This window comes from Pseudomonas sp. S3E12 (genome assembly GCF_001702295.1).
Taxonomy (GTDB): domain Bacteria; phylum Pseudomonadota; class Gammaproteobacteria; order Pseudomonadales; family Pseudomonadaceae; genus Aquipseudomonas; species Aquipseudomonas marginalis.
In genome coordinates this window covers 823,673-840,976 of record NZ_MBDT01000005.1, presented here as the reverse complement: position 1 = coordinate 840,976, position 17,304 = coordinate 823,673, and the positions used below count along the sequence as shown (strand labels likewise).

Annotated in this window: 11 protein-coding genes; 6 read left to right on the top strand and 5 right to left on the bottom strand. The window is 59.5% G+C overall.

Features of this window, described 5'->3' with window-relative positions; genetic code table 11:
• The first annotated feature begins 11 nt into the window (after positions 1-11).
• From BB029_RS08660 to BB029_RS08640, 5 genes are all read left to right on the top strand, one after another.
• The gene (locus tag BB029_RS08660) at positions 12-995 is read left to right on the top strand and encodes a tripartite tricarboxylate transporter substrate binding protein (protein WP_027604327.1); all 984 of its coding nucleotides are present in this window, start codon (positions 12-14) and stop codon (positions 993-995) included.
• Between the two features lie 59 nt (positions 996-1,054).
• A complete protein-coding gene (locus tag BB029_RS08655; protein WP_065938884.1) occupies positions 1,055-1,513 on the top strand; it encodes a tripartite tricarboxylate transporter TctB family protein in 459 nt (152 codons plus the stop codon).
• Position 1,514: 1 nt separating this feature from the next.
• The gene (locus BB029_RS08650) at positions 1,515-3,029 is read left to right on the top strand and encodes a tripartite tricarboxylate transporter permease (RefSeq protein ID WP_065938883.1); all 1,515 of its coding nucleotides are present in this window, start codon (positions 1,515-1,517) and stop codon (positions 3,027-3,029) included.
• On the top strand, positions 3,022-4,050 hold the full coding sequence (locus BB029_RS08645) for an AbrB family transcriptional regulator (RefSeq protein ID WP_065938882.1): 1,029 nt from the start codon (positions 3,022-3,024) through the stop codon (positions 4,048-4,050). The genes BB029_RS08650 and BB029_RS08645 overlap by 8 nt, the downstream gene beginning before the upstream one ends.
• A 163-nt stretch (positions 4,051-4,213) precedes the next feature.
• On the top strand, positions 4,214-7,840 hold the full coding sequence (locus tag BB029_RS08640) for a YncE family protein (protein WP_083236354.1): 3,627 nt from the start codon (positions 4,214-4,216) through the stop codon (positions 7,838-7,840).
• Between the two features lie 90 nt (positions 7,841-7,930).
• On the opposite strand, the gene BB029_RS08635 is transcribed toward BB029_RS08640, so the two are convergent.
• The 4 genes from BB029_RS08635 to ung all read right to left on the bottom strand — a co-directional run bounded on the left by BB029_RS08635 (position 7,931) and on the right by ung (position 15,513).
• Complete coding sequence (locus BB029_RS08635; RefSeq protein WP_083236359.1) at positions 7,931-10,117, bottom strand: autotransporter outer membrane beta-barrel domain-containing protein; 2,187 nt, start codon at positions 10,115-10,117, stop codon at positions 7,931-7,933.
• Positions 10,118-10,435: 318 nt separating this feature from the next.
• The gene (locus BB029_RS08630) at positions 10,436-12,328 is read right to left on the bottom strand and encodes a hypothetical protein (RefSeq protein WP_065938880.1); all 1,893 of its coding nucleotides are present in this window, start codon (positions 12,326-12,328) and stop codon (positions 10,436-10,438) included.
• Between the two features lie 381 nt (positions 12,329-12,709).
• Entirely contained in the window at positions 12,710-14,677 is a 1,968-nt protein-coding gene (locus BB029_RS08625) for a hypothetical protein (protein WP_065938879.1), read from the bottom strand.
• A 143-nt stretch (positions 14,678-14,820) separates the two neighbouring features.
• Positions 14,821-15,513, bottom strand: coding sequence for a uracil-DNA glycosylase (gene ung / locus BB029_RS08620; protein ID WP_065938878.1), 693 nt, complete (start codon positions 15,511-15,513; stop codon positions 14,821-14,823).
• Positions 15,514-15,649: 136 nt separating this feature from the next.
• Between ung and BB029_RS08615 the strand changes: the two genes are divergently transcribed.
• On the top strand, positions 15,650-16,762 hold the full coding sequence (locus tag BB029_RS08615; RefSeq protein WP_065938877.1) for an enoyl-CoA hydratase/isomerase family protein: 1,113 nt from the start codon (positions 15,650-15,652) through the stop codon (positions 16,760-16,762).
• A 55-nt stretch (positions 16,763-16,817) separates the two neighbouring features.
• Here the strand turns inward: BB029_RS08615 and BB029_RS31905 are convergent, their stop codons facing one another.
• Positions 16,818-17,189: a hypothetical protein gene (locus BB029_RS31905; protein ID WP_081744398.1), complete on the bottom strand. Its 372-nt coding sequence runs from the start codon at positions 17,187-17,189 to the stop codon at positions 16,818-16,820.
• Between the last annotated feature and the right edge of the window lie 115 nt (positions 17,190-17,304).

The window sequence follows — 17,304 nt, the reverse complement described above, 5'->3', positions numbered from 1 at the left end:
CGGAGATCACCATGACCCCTTCATTGCGTAAATTGGCCCTCGCCGCCGGCTGCATGCTGTTCGCCGGCCAACTGTTGGCCGCCGACGAACCCAAGCGCCCGGAATGCATCGCCCCGGCCTCCCCCGGCGGTGGTTTTGACCTGACCTGCAAACTGGCGCAAAGCGCGCTGGTCAACGAGAAACTGCTGAGCAAACCAATGCGCGTGACCTACATGCCGGGTGGCGTGGGCGCGGTGGCCTACAACGCCGTGGTGGCCCAGCGTCCTGCGGACGGCGGTACGCTCGTGGCCTGGTCCAGCGGTTCGCTGCTGAACCTGGCCCAGGGCAAGTTCGGGCGCTTCGATGAGAGCGCCGTACGCTGGCTGGCCGCCGTGGGTACCAGCTACGGTGCCATCGCGGTGAAAGCCGATTCGCCCTACAAGACCCTCGACGACCTGGTTAAAGCCCTGAAGAAAGATCCGGGCAGCGTGGTGATCGGTTCCGGCGGCACCGTCGGCAGCCAGGACTGGATGCAAACCGCCCTGATCGCCAAGGCCGCCGGGATCAACCCGCGCGAGCTGCGCTATGTGGCGCTCGAAGGCGGCGGTGAAATCGCCACCGCCCTGCTCGGCGGACATATCCAGGTCGGCAGTACCGACATCTCCGACTCCATGCCGCACATCCTCAGCGGTGACATGCGCCTGCTGGCGGTGTTCTCCGAGGAGCGCCTGGACGAGCCGGAAATGAAGAATATTCCGACCGCCAAAGAGCAAGGCTACGACATCGTCTGGCCGGTGGTGCGTGGTTTCTACCTCGGGCCAAAAGTCAGCGATGCCGACTACGCCTGGTGGAAGGAGGCCTTCGACAAACTGCTGGCCTCCGACGAGTTCGCCAAGCTGCGTGACCAGCGCGAACTGTTCCCGTTCGCCATGACCGGCCCGGAGCTGGACACCTACGTGAAGAAACAGGTGGCTGACTACAAAGTGCTGGCCAAAGAGTTCGGCCTGATCCAGTAATCGCACCTCTGTCGCGCGGCCATGCCTGGCAAACCCCAGGCATGGCCCAGGAGTTCAACATGCTCTTACAACGCATTTTCGCCGCCGTACTGTTGCTGGCCTGCGCCATCCTGGCCTTGATGGCCTGGCCCTACCAGGCGTCGTTTTCCTACGAACCCGTAGGGCCCCGCGCCTACCCATTGCTGATGCTCGGGCTGATGAGCCTGGCGCTGATCTACATGCTGTTCCGCCCGCAACCCACCAAGCACACCGAAGAAGAACCGGCGCTGGACCGCCAGACCCTGGTCAAGATCGGCATCTGCGTGGCGCTGTTGATCGTATTTGCCGGCACCTTCGAGCCCCTGGGCTTCATCCTCAGCAGCATGCTGATCGGCATCCCCATGGCGCGCCTGTATGGCGGCCGCTGGGTGCCCAGCGTGGTGATCGTCAGCCTGATGGCCATCGGTCTTTATCTGCTGTTCGATAAGGCCATGGATGTTCCGCTGCCCCTCGGCCTGCTCGACGTTCTGGAGAACTGATATGGATACTTTCGGCTATTTGGGCCAGGGCTTCGGCGTTGCACTGTCCCCCTACAACCTGGTGACTGCCCTGTGCGGCACCCTGATCGGCACCGTGGTCGGCCTGTTGCCGGGCCTGGGCCCGATCAACGGCGTGGCGCTGTTGATCCCCATCGCGTTCGCCCTGGGCCTGCCGCCGGAATCGGCGCTGATCCTGCTGGCGGCCGTGTACCTGGGCTGCGAATACGGCGGCCGTATCAGCTCGATCCTGCTGAACATCCCGGGCGAAGCCTCCACCGTGATGACCACCCTCGACGGCTACCCGATGGCCCGCAAAGGCCTGGCCGGCGTGGCGCTGTCGTTGTCCGCGTGGAGTTCGTTCATCGGCGCGTTTATCGCCACCTGCGGCATGGTACTGTTCGCGCCGCTGCTGGCCAAATGGGCGATTGCCTTCGGCCCGGCGGAATACTTCGTGCTGATGGTGTTCGCGATTGTCTGCCTGGGCGGCATGGCCGGTGACAAACCGCTGAAGACCTTCGTGGCGGCGCTGATCGGCCTGTTCCTTTCCGCCGTGGGCATCGACGCCAACAGCGGCGTGTACCGGTTTACCGGCGATAACATCCACCTCACCGACGGCATCCAGTTTGTGGTGTTGGTGCTGGGCTTGTTCTCCATCAGCGAGATCCTGTTGCTGCTGGAAAAAACCCACCGAGGCCAGGAAGCAGTAAAGGCTACCGGGCGGATGATGTTCAACCTGAAGGAAGCAGGTTCGGTGTTCGTGGTGAACATTCGCTGTGGCCTGCTCGGTTTCATCATGGGCGTGCTGCCCGGCGCGGGCGCGACCCTGGCCTCGGCCGTGGCCTACATGACCGAGAAACGCCTGGCCGGTGCCAGCGGCAAATTCGGCCAGGGCGACATGCGCGGCCTGGCGGCACCGGAAACCGCCATCGGTGCGTCCGCCTGCGGTGCCCTGGTGCCGATGCTGACCCTCGGCGTTCCCGGCTCGGGCACCACCGCCGTGATGATCGGCGCCCTGTCGCTGTACAACATCACCCCCGGCCCGCTGCTGTTCCAACAGCAACCGGACATCGTCTGGGGGCTGATCGCCTCGTTGTTTATCGCCAACATCATGCTGGTGATCCTCAACATCCCGATGATCCGCATCTTCACGCGCATCCTCGCCGTGCCGAACTGGGCGCTGGTGCCGGTGATCGCGATCATCACCGCGATCGGTGTGTACGCGGTGCACGCCACCACCTTCGACCTGTTCCTGATGGTCGGCATCGGCATCTTCGGCTACATCCTGCGCAAGCTGGACTTCCCGCTGTCGCCGGTGCTGCTGGGCTTTATCCTCGGCGGCCTGATGGAGCAGAACCTGCGCCGCGCGCTGTCGATTTCCAACGGTGACCTGCAGATTCTCTGGTCAAGCCCGATCACCTTCGGTGTGTGGGTACTGACCGCGTTGATGCTGGCCTTCCCGCTGGTGCGCATCTACCGCAAACGTGCCCTGCAGCGTCGTGCCGCGGCCGATGTCTGAGGTCACCTTTAAACATTGGTGGGGAACACCGCTGGTCGGCCTGGCCGGCGGTTACCTGGCCAGCCTGGTCGGCTGGCCTTTGCCGTACATGGTCGGTTCCTTACTGGCGATCATCCTCGTGCGTTGCCTCACGCCGTGGCAGTTGGCGGAGATTCCCGGCGGGCGCAAATGCGGCCAATGGGTGGTGGGCATCGGCATCGGCCTGCACTTCACCCCGGTGGTGATCGAACAGGTGATGAGCCACTTCGGCCTGATTTTCTTCGGAGCGCTGGTCACCAGCCTGTCGAGCGTGGTGGGCGTGTGGTTGATGCGCCGCAGTGGTGAAGACCGCGCCACCGCGTTTTTCTCGAGCATGCCGGGCGGTTCCGGGGAGATGGTCAACCTCGGCTCGCGCAATGGCGCGGTACTCAGCCGTGTCGCGGCTGGGCAAAGTCTGCGCGTGCTGGTGGTGGTGCTGTGTGTGCCGGCGATCTTCAAATATTTGCTGGGCGGCGGTGCGCCGCAGTTTCATCCGGCGCCTGTCAGTTGGGCGTGGCTGGCGCTGCTGTTTCCACTCGGCGCACTGGTGGCCTGGGGCTGGCAGCGCTTGCGCCAGCCTAACCCGTGGTTGTTCGGCCCATTGCTGGTCAGTGCGACGGCCAGCGTGGTGTGGGACCTGCATATCGGCCTGCCCGACGGCGGCAGCCAGATCGGCCAGTGGTTGATCGGCAGCGGGTTGGGCTGTCACTTCAATCGGCAGTTCTTCCGTCGAGCGCCGTCGTTCATGGGCCGCACCTTGATCGGCACGGCCTTGACCATGGCGCTGGCAACGTTGGCGGCAGTGGGCTTGAGCGCCCTCACCCATCTGGATTTGCGCTCGCTGACCCTGGGCATGATGCCCGGCGGGATTGCCGAGATGAGCCTCACGGCCGAGACCCTGCAACTGTCAGTGCCGTTGGTGACGGCGATGCAGGTGATGCGCTTGTTGTTTGTGCTGTTCCTGGCGGAGCCACTCTTCCGGCACTGGAACCGGCAGCCATAACCCTCCTGTTTCAAAGGCCCGTTCCGGGCCACTGACCATTGGTCGGCACTGTCATTTCTCACAGCTATCCACGCTGCCTGGGACGGCGCTAAGTTGCTGAAACGACGAATGCGCAATCGACATTCCAGTCGTATCCCTCGTGCATGACAAAGGATTAGCTATCATGAGTCTTGATATTGATCTTAGTACCGATCTGCAATCCACCCACCTTCCTGCCGTGACTCCAGCACCTCCGAATGCCGACGATGAAGACGAGCTGGATGTGGACCTGTCCGCCCCCCAACGCCTGCTCCCCCAATACTTCGCTCCCCCCCAGTCAACTCAAGACGTGCTGACCCCGGCAGACTTCGCCAGAGTGCCGTTTTCCAGCCTGCCCCTTTACATTCCGGGGCTGACATCCGGTGTTCAAGGCTTTGATGGCGGCATCAACAAAGCGGCACTGGAAGTGCACCGTGAGGCGGGCCTGGGATGCATCCTCTTGCCTTACCTGGATATGGCTGATGGCGATTTCATCGAGTTGTTTTGCGTTGACACGGTCGTGCCGGCCGCTATCTACAACGTGACCAGTGATGATGTCGCAAAAGGCCGGGCAATTCCGCTCTATATCCGTCGTTCACGTCTGACCGACGGCACGGTCACCCCGGTGTTCATGAGAGCCACGTTCACTGGAGGGGGCTCCGAAGAAACCACTCGGTTAAGATTGAAGGTCGATACCGTCCCGCCTGCTGGCCGTAATCCGATTGCCAGCACCCTGCAGAATGAAAACCTGCCCATGCCGATATTTCCACAGGCAATCGTTGATTTCGGCGTGACCGATGCCGATGCACAGCACGGCGTGCCTGTTACATTCAGATTCTACCCGGTCGATGACGGCCAGCCCGCCAACACTTACCGCGCAACACGCGACCGTATTCGCCTGAGCATTGGCGGGGCATTTGCACCCATTCCGCCCCTCTCCGACGCCCAGGCGGCTGGCCGTGGCGATATCACCGTCACACTTTATTACGGGTTCTGGCAGCAAGTCGGCAGCGGTTCGCATGTGTGCGAATACGAGGTCATCGATGAAGTGGGCAACGCCTCTCAAGGATGGTCGCCGCCCCAGTTGCTCAATGTCCGTCTCAACGATGGCGCCGAGCCCTTGCTGCCGGCGGCGTTTGTCCTGGAAGCACCCGCGGGCACGCTCAACCACGATGGACTCAATGGCGCGAATGCGAGCATCTTTGTATCCACTCCGTCTCCGAACTTCATGGCCGGTGACATCGTGCGAGCCACCGTCGTGGGTCGTACGGTCAGCGGAAACCTCATTATCACCACGTATGATTCCCCGCCCCTGACAGCTCCCAGCTTTGTCATCATCCCTTGCCCTAACGAAGACTTGCGCAAGCTGATCGGAGGACGCTTCCAGCTGTCCTACGAACGCGTGCGCAGCGGCGTGCCGAACCGGCCATCCGAAAGCAGCATCGTGCAGGTGATCGGTACGCCCATCGAAACCGACCTACGTGCGCCCATCGTCATCGAAGCCAATGGGGATGTGATCGACCCACAACTGCTGGCTGTCAACGTCGAAGTGCTGGCGTATGACGGTCGGGATCCGTTCGACCTGATTACCCTGATCCTCGACGGCACCTACGCCAATGGCAGTCGCTACTACCGGGAAATCGACAAGCCGGCGGGCACCGGCGCTATCCTGTTCCGACTCAACAACGGCCCCAACGGCGACATCGCCAAACTGGAAGGGGGCACGTTGCGGGTCCTCTATAAGGTAACCAACGCCGAGGGCAGCCGCACCTCGCTGGATGCGACGTTCAACGTCGGCAGCCCGGTCGCCTCGTTGCCCGAACCTCTGGTAGAAGAAGCGCCCCCACCGCTGTATCAATTCGACCCGGCCGTGTCACTCGGCGATGCCCAGATCCTGGTCAAGAGCAATCCCGACTTCCACGTAGGCGACACCGTCGTCCTGCACTGCGAAGGCACTGCCCCCGGCGGTACCCAGCCACCGAAACGCTTCCCTATCCAGAGTTTCTGGGTCGGCCGCGACCTGCCCTTCACACTTGAGCGCCGCTTCATTACGCCCAACCTGGGCCAGAGCATGCGCATCTACTACACCCGCGAACGCGATAACACACTGACGCGCTTCTCGCTGCCGGTGAACATGGGGGTCGGTTCCAGGCTGCTGCTGCGCGCACCGACAGTCGTCGAGGCCACGGTGACAGGCACCGATATCGCCACGCTCAACCCACTGCACGTGCTGCCGCCGCGCCCAGAAATCGTGACCATCCGCGTGATCACTGACACGCTGCCACCGAGTGCGGATATCAAGGTGTACATCATCGGCAAACCGGGGGTCGGCTCGCCGGATATCCCGATTAAACCGGCGCGGCCCGAACCCGGCGGAAACTACACCAGCTTTACCGTGCCCAGCGACTTTGTCGGCGCGTACCTGGGTGGGGAATGCACGGTGTTTTACAACCTGATTGAAATCGGCAAGACCAGCAAGTCCGATGACCTGACGCTGAAAATCGAAGCATTGGCGCCGCAGGAACTGGACCTGGTGACCATTCCAGAAGCGGTGGGCAACCAGGTGGAGACCGGCAAGTCCTACACCGTGCTGGTACAAGGATGGCCGTTCATGCGCCAGGGCCAGGCGGTTTGGATCGACCTGTTCAGCAGCAGTCATCTGGACTTACGGATCGCAGTGCCGGTCAGCAGCGAGGAGTTCACGGACAAACGCATCCGGGCACCGATACCGGCCAGTTACCTGCGAAGCCTGCACGAAGGTGACACGCTCAGAGCCCAGGTGCTGGTGTCGCTGGATGGCACCGGCTACAAGTCTTCGGCTACGCCGTTGACACTTTCGCCGGCGTACAGGGTGAAGAAGGCATCGGGAGTGGTTGAAGGGGCAATCGCGGTGGGCAACACACCCAACCACCTTGCGCTGAGTTCTGACAATTCGACACTCTATGTGGCCAACTTTGGCAGTAAGACGGTATCTGTCATCGATACCGCTACACGGAAAGTGACACACACGATCTCGCTCGCAACAGCACCTCGCGGCATAGCCATTCATCCGAACGGCCAAACCTTGTATGTCACCGTTGAAACGGCTTGGGCGACGCTTGCCATTGAGACTGATAACTTCCAGACAATCAAAACCATTAGTGGATATGCTTTTTGTTCAGCAATGCGCCTGAACCCTACAGGTTCACGCCTATATGTAGGCAATGATTACTACCCCTTCCCACAAGAAATCGAAACATCAACTAACACATCCGTGAGATATCTCTCCGGCAGCTACTATTATGCAAATGCGATTACAACTAACCGTTCTGGCAGTCGAGTTTACACAACGGGTTACTATGTAAGTGAGTTCAATCAATCTAACGGCACGCTTTTAGGCAGTTATCACAATGGATCTACAGAATCCAGAGGTATTGCCTACAGCCCTACTGAAGAAGTCCTCTACGTGACAACCTATGGTTCGACGCCTACCAATGGCACCCTTAATATACTTTCAGCAACGACCACCCCGCCCTCTCTTATCAAGAAGATCGAGAGCCTTCACCAGCCTTGGGGAATAGCATTCGCACCAAACGGCGATAAAGCCTATATGTGCCTGCATGCAGACAACTCGATAAAAATCATCGATACGACAACCCGACTCATCACTGGAGAAATCAATACCACCACCCACCCGCTGGATCGTCCAAAAGAAATTGTTATCAGCTCTGATGGCGGGGTGGCGTACGTTGCCAACTCCGGAAATAACAATGTCATTATCGTCAGCCTTTAAGCCATAAAAAATGCCCCCGTTCTTTCGAGCGGGGGCATTTTTTTATTACCGGTACAGTTTGAACTGCCACCAAACCCTGCATTCACCGACTTAGAAATCGTACCGCAACCCCACGTTCACCCCATAAGGCTGCTTGATATTCTTGCCGACGCTGTGCTCCATGTCCGCATGCAGCTTCAGGTTCTGCGATACCGACATCGCCACACCCGCGCCGACCTTGAAGCGCGAGCCGGACAGGTCGTTGTTGAAGGCATTATCGTTAACGAACACCTTGTTGCTCTGGTCGAACTCATGGGCTACCGCAGCCTTCAGGTACGGTTGCAGCACACTGCCGCTTTCCAGCTGGATATTGCGCCCAACCGTGGTGCCCAATTCGGCAATCACCGTGCTCGAACGATCCCCCTTGGCATCCAGGCCATTGTCCAGCGTGTAGCTCTGGGCCTGGGTAATCACCGCGTCCACCTTGCCGTAAGGCTCGACGAAGAAATCATCGTCCAGCTTGATGTGCCGGCCGACTTCCGCCGATGCACCTACCGCGTTTTGCGTGTAATTGCCCTTGGCTTTCTTGCCGTCGCTCATGGCCACCTTGGACTCGTTGTGCAGGCGGTTGAATTTGAGTACACCGTCGAAGTAAAAGCCGCTCTCGGCATCCATCCAAGTGGCATAGCCGCCCACATAGTAGCTGTTGATGGTGGCACTGCTGCCTCGGTTCAGATCCAGGTCCGAGCTGCTGTGACCGGCCATGGCACCGATCAACCACTGTCCGTCGCCACCCTCTACCGGTACATCGGCACCCAGGGTGAAACCACGTTGCGTCTGGTTGTAACCCAGGCCGGTCGTGTCGTTGGACACCTCGTATTTGTTGCCATAGGCGCGGGTCCACAGGCCTGCGGATTTGCCGTCGCTGAAGCGCAACTCGCCCATACGGGTGCGCAGGGTGGTCATCTCGCCCAGCAACACGGTCGGCGCGGCGTTGAACAACGCCAGCACGGAGTTGGTGCTCGGGCTGATGACTTTGCTGTCCGGGTCGAGGTACCAGTCCTTGCTCTCGTTATCGTCGATCAGGCTGTAGGAGTAGGTGCCCACATCCACACGATCGCCCAACAGGCTGAACCTCGCGCCGCCATCGGCGGTATGCACCACGTGCAGACGGTCATCGCGCAATGGGTCGGCGCCGCTGCTGGAAATCAACAGCTTGTGGTCACCCGACGAAGTACCGGTAACGTTGAGGAAGTCGCCGGTCAACGTGGAGAAATCCGCACTCATGTGGAAGGTGCCGTTGCCCGACAGGTTGTTCACATCCAGTTGGTAGAACGTACCGGTGTCACCGAACTTGACGTTACCGCCGCTCAGCGACAGGTCGCCCAGTTGCTGGTTGTCGACCATCACCCACGTCGCGTCATTGTTGATGGCCAGCTTATCGACACTCTCCAGGCGGCCAGTCAGGATCGAGCCGTTGTCGAGGCCAACGCTGGCCGTGCCGCCGTTGTTGATAACGTCGCCATTCATGATCGCGCGGTCCAGGCTCAAGTCCAGCACACTCGACGTGCCGACTTGAATGTTGCCGCTGAGGGTCGTGCTACTGACGCGCATGTCAGCGGAGCCGCCGTTGGTCAGTTCCAGCATATTGCCGTTGCCGCCCACCAGGGTAGAGCCGTTGGCGACGTTGATCTGGGTCCCCCCCGGGTAGTCCACCAGGATCGCCGCGCCCGTTTCACCCACCACGTCGGTGTTATTGAGGGTCAATACGGAGGGGTTGTCCTGAGTAGGCAGGCGGTAGGCCACAATGCCGTTGGTGCCCCCGACAATGAGGCTGTTGTTGGCCGTCAGTTGGCCGTCATACGACGACAAACCCGTCTTGCCGCCATAGACATTGGTGCGGTCCAGCGTCAAGGTGCTGGAACCGTTGAGCAGGATGCCGTCGGTCGCGCCTTCAATCAGGCTGTTGCTGACCTGGACGCTGGAGCCTTGGGTGCTCAGGGAACCCACAATCATGCCGGCGCCGCCGGCACTGGAAATATACGCCCCGTCAATGTTGGCCTGGCTGCCGTAGAGGGCAACACCCACCTCACCGTCGAGGGTCGTTTTCACTTGCCCACCGGTCATGTTGAACGTCGAGCCGTAGGCCGTAACGCTCACGATATCCGCGCCGTTGGCGGTCAGCGTGGCATCGGTGACTTTATAGCGGTCACGCTGCGAGCTCTCATCGATAACCACGTTCTGACCAGGATGAATATCCACAGCCAAGGCTTGTGTGGCGACCAGGGAAAACGGCATGACCGCCATGACCTTAATTGCAGTGGCGAGTCGTGATAAAGGAAAAGACGTTTCGTTACTCAAGGGCAGTACCTCTATTCGGATGACTGAACAAGCCAATCGATTACAGGACCATCGACTCAGGCTTTCAGAGGCGCAAAGAGTACGGAACGAAGAGGGCGATGCATGTCAGCCGATTCCAAGAGCGCGTAGGACTTATCCTAATCACGCACCAGTAAAGGAGACTTGATAGAAAGGAAAATAGGGCGGGTGATAAAACCACACGAACCGTTGAGGCAACCCTCACCGGTTCGTGCATTTCAAACAGCGAGTAATGGATTATCCGCAGATAGTCCCATCGCCTCTACGACGAGTTAAATACACCACTGTGGGGGCGGACTCTCCCTGTGTTACGCCATCAGCCTTGAGAACTCGATAGTAGGCTTCGATACGGCCTAGCGTAACGGGTTGGATAAACACCGGGAAAGGCACGGTACGAAGCTCGCCTGGGTGCCCCGGCACGTTGTGATCCCCCGTGACCGTGACTGGATCAAAGGCATGTTCAACCGTGATGATCGGGGAATTGAGATCATCAGGACCGTAGACCACCCACACCAGAGTGGCCTTATCACCGGTACGCAGGTTCTCAGGGTCGAGGATCTTCGTGCTGATGCCATTGGTAACACCCTGGTCGCAGGTGATGACGAATAATCCTTCGCCTGCAGATAGCGCATCAGGAAATACGATGGGCGCAAGGTCGGTGAGTTGGCTGGCAAACACATCAACCGGCCTCTCCAACGAGAAGATAATGTTGCCATTGACCCCGTTATTGAGCTCGTACCACACCGGTAGTTTTTCGCCGTTACCGCCCAGGGCAATCACGTTGGCCGGAACGGTAATTACGAACTCTGCGGCGCTCTCGTCCGCCAATGTCACGGTGTAGGGCGGCGTGAGGGCGGGTATGCCTCTCCAGAAGATCTGAATCCTGTGCCCTTCGCGCGCTCCGGGGTAGACAGCAAAGCGTGCGGTAGCATTGCCCGTGTCTCCCGGCCCGATCTCGTTGTTCAGGCCTTCCGAAGACTCTATCTCGATCAGGTCCAGGTGAGGATTGACAGGGCCTGGGTCCTCAGGAATCCCACCCGCCGAGGTCAGGTCCACATCCACCGTGAGGGTGGTTGAATAGGGCGAAGCGCCCCCCGCACGAACCACCCGGTAACGGACGTCTGCCTGATAGGGAGCGTCCAGTCCACCCGCGTCCCTGAGGATATCCCACGGAATGGGGACCCTCTGCGGCCAGGACACTGACGGCAAGGTATAGGTGATCACCAGGCCGTTGAAGTCAATCTGGATATCATCACCCACTTGGGCATTGTCATAGCCATCGATAAAGACTTCCGCCCTTCCCAGTTGCACATCGGTGAGGTCAAGAGGCGCTTCTGGAATGCGAGGGGGTTGCAGGTTGGCTGGGAAGGGGTCCGTCACTACCGTCACATGCGTCAGTTCCGGCGGCCAAGAAGTGTTGTTGCCAGCACGGTCCGTGTATCGGTAGGCAAGATATTTCATGCCGGCGCCTTGCGCCACAATCTGAGCGGTGGTCAACGTAAGAATAAACGGTGCGGTGGTTCTGGTTAAAGGCGCATTGAAAATGGGAGTCGGGGTAGGGAACCCCCAGTACACCATCACCATATCACCCTCTTGGGGGTCAAGGCGGCCGGGGACGGTCAAGTCAATTTTATCATCGTGCTCCGCCAACCCCTCCAGTGTGATTAAACCGTCCACCACCCAGGCTGGTAGGCCAATAGCTTCGGGGATGATTCGGGCGTTGGGATCGAGGCGGTCGATCGTCACTCGCGTATTGCCCGAACGCTCATCGGCGCCCACCCCCAGAAACACCTCATAACTCAGCCTTTTCTCGCCGTGCTCGCCAATGTCCTGTTCCGGAATCGAAAATGTATAAGGCCAAGTATGCGCGGACAACGGTTTCGTAAAGGGAATACGCGCGCCATAGGGCGTTCCATTAATGTAGAGCTGCAGATTATCCGGGTTGGAACCCGGATTCGGAAAGGTATCGGTCCAGCTATCAATTTCACACTGGACACCCTGTTGATAAAGCGTGGCCAGCCGCATCAAGTTAGGCTGCCCACCGGGGATATCAGGGAGCGTATTGACGACGCGCAAGTCGTCGACCGCATACGCCCCACCCGGCGAATAACCTCGCGGATGTCGTTTCAATAGAGCATCCGTCGGCTGAGTGGGTGGGGTTTGGTTATTTGAGTTTGCCATCGGTATGTACTCGAAAGGTTAAGGACTGTGCTCGCCCAATGCAATTGAACCAAGGACAGATTAATTAAACGCCTTTTAACTTCGAGGCACAGCCTGTCAAATCTGACAGATGCACAATATGAAAAAGTGTGCTTGAAAATAACAACCTGCGATTGGTTGTTTTTAATAACTCACTCATGCGCAAACATAATCGGCTAGTAACATAAAATCTAACCCGACATAGCCTCGCGACTTGGAAGTCCCTCATAGCCAATAGCGCTGCGCCATTGGTCGAAAATCAAGGTAAAAAAAGAGGGCTTGCGCCCTCTTCTTTGTCATTGCTTGCACAGGTCACATTTTACTCGACGGCCCCAGGCAGGTGCGCCCACCCGGCCGTTTCAGATCGATGTAAATCAGCTTCCTCAACGATAGCCCTGTAGGCCCCGTGGCCTTGTACAGTCGGTAAGAAACAACTGCAGACCCCCATTCGGCAACGAGACCTGGAAGGGTAATCAACGGATTGAAGGGCAGGATCTGGATTTGCGCCACACCGATGTCACGATCATCACTCGTCAGTAGGTGATCGAACCACACATCCGTGCCGTCAAAATGCTCCCCATTGCCATTTTTGCTCGGGTAGCTTTTCCAATACAGCCGAACCGTGTCGCCGACCTCGAAATGCTGCGAGTTCCAGTCTATTCCCAGGAACACCCCCTCCCAAGGCTCCGGAGTGGTGTCGCAGGCCACAAAGTCGCGGGTACTGTCATTGAGCAACCGAGGCCGCTGCAAGCCAATCAACGTATCGAACTCCACCCGTACCGGCGTGAACGGGCTGCGTTGACGATTGACGCCATTGTCAGTCCAGTAGTAGACCTCAAGCGCTGGATTGGAGCCGGTCGACACCACTGTCCAGAGCACCTGGATCGTGACCAACTGCCCTGCAACATCGCCTGGCTGCACCACATACTCGCCGGCATAAGTGTCATCATTGCCCCAATACAACTCCAGCCTCTCACCCACGACAGGGTTAAAAAACAGGGGAACCTCCACCGGGACTGGCCCCGGCTCATCGACAGCCGTAACGACATTATCCCCAGAACGGCCTTTTACGGTGACCCTCTCCAAACCGGGATTGATCGGGTCAGGGCCAATGGGCGAAACGCCTGCAACCGAAAGGTCGACCAGGTAGAAGCTGTCGGGAGAGTTCTTCGATGCCGTACCCCGCCGGTACAGATAGCGCACCCGTACCGGGTAAGTATTGTCGAAGCCGCCGTCAGCCAGAATCGGCCAGGGCACCGGCACTGGAATGGGCCACTGCTGCACCGCGCCGATGGTAATCGGTCCAAGGGCATGGGTGTTCCAGAACGGAAAAATTCGGTCCCCAGGGGCTGCGTCGGTGATCTGTGGAATCGACACGGTTACACCTTGGCGCACGTCCTCCAGGTTGATCAAGCCATCCGCCTCGGCCAAGGGCACCAACGGCCGCGGCAGGTCGGGCAGCGTTGCCAGTGACACGTTCAGCGTCACCGGCTCGGAAAACGGCCCCACCCTACCGGCTCGATCAGTCAGGGTGTAGGAAGCAAAACGTTGCCCCGGGCCGCTGGTACGCACAAATGCCTCGGGAAAGGTGAACTCGATAGGCGCACCTTCAACATGCGACCGCTCGATAACAACGACACCCACCAGGTTGACGTCGGGAAATTCGCCCCAGTAGTACCTGACGACATCTTCAGTCCGAATATCCAGCCACCGCGGTACGATGGCCGGCACCCCGCCATTGCGGACCAGATAGTCATCTGTCACTTCAACCAGGACCTCGTCCTCAAACTCCAGCGGCAGGCCGGGGTTATCAAAATTGGGCGCAGTCTTGTCGATATTGATAAACGTCGGGAAGGATTCAGTCAGCGGCACAAACGCCGAGCTGACTCGATAATTCAAACGCCGAATGCCCCCGGTAGACAGGAGGTGAGCGGGTAATGCCTGAGTCAATGGAAACACCACGTCGGGGTCGTACGGCCCCGGGATCGTGTGCCTATGTTCGACCTCCCCCTGCCAGAGGTACTCCACCAACGTGGGAACTGCGAAGTTGGAATGATGGACCGGCCAGACCCTCTCGATCGTCACCAGCAAATCCTGGTCCTGCAGGCTCACTGGCAGGGTGTACGCCGCCTCATCCCACAGCAACGGCAGTGCCTGGCTCGGGATGGGGTTGTCCAGGCTCATGATCGACTCGGAACGTTTGCGCGGGGGGCGCTTATCGCCAGCCGGCTGCCGCGGGTCAACGGGCTGGGCGTCAGAGGGCAGATTCGACTCGGACATGTTTAATCTCCTTGAGCAATCAATCGATGATCGACCATTGACTACCGTTCTGGTGTTCGCCAGATCGACAAGGCCAAGGAGATTATTAAATGCGCAAAACGACCTACCCGATACTGTCGGAAATAACAGGTAGGACGCTCCAGTCAGACCGGTGGTAGCGCCCAATCAATGGGGGTTTCTCCGTTTTGCTGAAGAAACTTGTTGGTGCGGCTGAAATGTCCGCAGCCCAGGAATCCGCGATACGCCGACAACGGCGACGGATGCACCGACGTCAGCACCAAATGCTTGGTGGCATCGACCAGCTTCTGTTTGCCCTGGGCATGGGCGCCCCACAACAGGAACACCAGGTGCGGCTGGTGTTCGCTGACCACCTCGATAATGCGATCGGTAAAGAACTGCCAGCCCTTGCCGGCATGGGCATTGGCGTTGGCGCGTTCCACGGTCATGGTGGTGTTGAGCAGCAACACGCCCTGGTCGGCCCAGCTTTGCAGGCAGCCGTGGTTGGGGATGTCGATGTTCAGGTCGCGCTTGAGCTCTTTGTAGATATTGACCAGGGACGGCGGCGCCGGTACGCCCGGTTGTACCGAAAAGCACAGGCCGTGGGCCTGGCCGGGGCCGTGGTACGGGTCCTGGCCGAGGATCACCACCTTGACCTTGTCCAGCGGCGTTGAATTAAGCGCATTGAAGATCAGCGGTCCGGGCGGGTAGATCTCTTTGCCGGCGGCATGTTCCTGGCGCAGGAACTCGCGCAACTGGCCCATGTAGGGCTTATCGAACTCATCACGCAGGGCGTGTTTCCAGCTGGGTTCGAGTTTGATACGGTCGCCTTCGGTCATAGTTGAAATGTCTTGTAGAAAAGAATGAGGCGAACCCTAGGAAAGCCGGCCCTGCTTGTCAATTGATCTGACACACCACCGGCACTTTCCCACGAAGCGATCATACTGATCCTTCACCTTCTCGATTGAGGTCACGATGAATCTGCACTTCGAAGAACTGACCGGCAGTGGCGGCGCCCGCGTCGGCATCGCCAGCCTCGACGCTGAAAAGTCCCTCAATGCCCTCTCTTTGCCGATGATCCTGGCCCTGACAGATCGCCTGGAGGCCTGGGCCAAAGACCCGAACATCGTCTGTGTGCTGCTGCGTGGCAACGGGCCCAAGGCCTTTTGCGCCGGCGGCGAAGTGCGCAGCCTGGCCCAGGCCTGCCGCGAGCAGCCGGGTGAAGTGCCGGCCCTGGCCGCACAGTTTTTTGCTGCGGAATATCGCCTCGACTACCGCTTGCACACTTACCCTAAGCCGCTGATCTGCTGGGGCCACGGTTACGTGCTGGGCGGGGGCATGGGCCTGCTGCAAAGTGCGGCCATACGGATTGTCACGCCGAGCAGCCGCCTGGCCATGCCCGAGATCAGCATCGGCCTGTACCCGGACGTGGGCGCCAGCTGGTTCCTGTCGCGCCTGCCGGGCAAGCTGGGCTTATTCCTTGGCCTTACCGGTGCCCATATCAACGGCCGTGACGCCCTGGACCTGGGCCTGGCCGACCGTTTCCTGCGCGACGATCAACAAGACGAGTTGCTCGATGGCTTGCTGCAACTGAACTGGCAGGAACAGACCGCGATACAGCTCAACAGCCTGTTCAAGGCCCTGGCCCAGGAAGCCGTGGCCCAGCAACCCGAGGCGCAATGGCTGCCGCGCCGGGCACAGATCGACGAATGGCTGGACGTCGGTGATGTGCGCAGCGCCTGGCGCGCCTTGAGCCCGCTGCGCGACCACGCGGACCCACTGTTCAATCGCGCCGGCAAGACATTGAGCGAAGGCTGCCCGCTGACCGCGCACCTGGTGTGGGAACAGATCCAGCGGGCCCGCCACCTGTCCCTGGCCGAGGTGTTCCAGATGGAATACACCCTGAGCCTGAACTGCTGCCGCCATCCGGAATTCAGCGAAGGGGTGCGCGCGCGGTTGATCGACAAGGACCAGAAGCCCCATTGGCATTGGCCTGACATCAATACGGTCCCGGACGCCGTGGTGCAGGCGCACTTCACCAAGGCGTGGGAAGGCCGGCACCCGCTGGCGGACTTGTCCGATTACTGAGGTTTTGCGCCCATAAAAAAGCGGCGCTTCATGCGCCGCTTGTCATACAGGCCGGTCAACGGTGACCGCCGCGGCCACCTCCACGGTCATGATCGCCACCGCGTCCATGCCCGCCATTGTTCCAACGATCCCCCCAGCCTTGGTTCGGGTATGGCCGGTAACCGGCCCTTGGCCCTGACGGGTAATAGCGAGGCGCCGGCTGGTAATAACGCGGTGCCGAGTAGTAACGCGGTGCCGGAGCGTAATAGCGCGGCGACGGGTAGTAATCACGGCGATATTGATACGCCGTGCCGCCGCCGTAGTAATAAGCCGGCGCCGGTGAGGTGTAGACCTCGGAACGGTAGTAGCTCTGGCCTCCATCGTAGTAGGGCACACAAGCGGAAAGGGTCAGACCGAGTAAAGCGCTGAGCAGCAGTCGTCGATACATGGCGGCCTCCTGGACCGCGGAAGAGCACCTCCAGCGACGCTGGGGGGCGGCATTCAGCTTTCACTGAATGACGAAGTATCTGACATCAAAAAACGAAACTGGTGCGTTTTCGCAA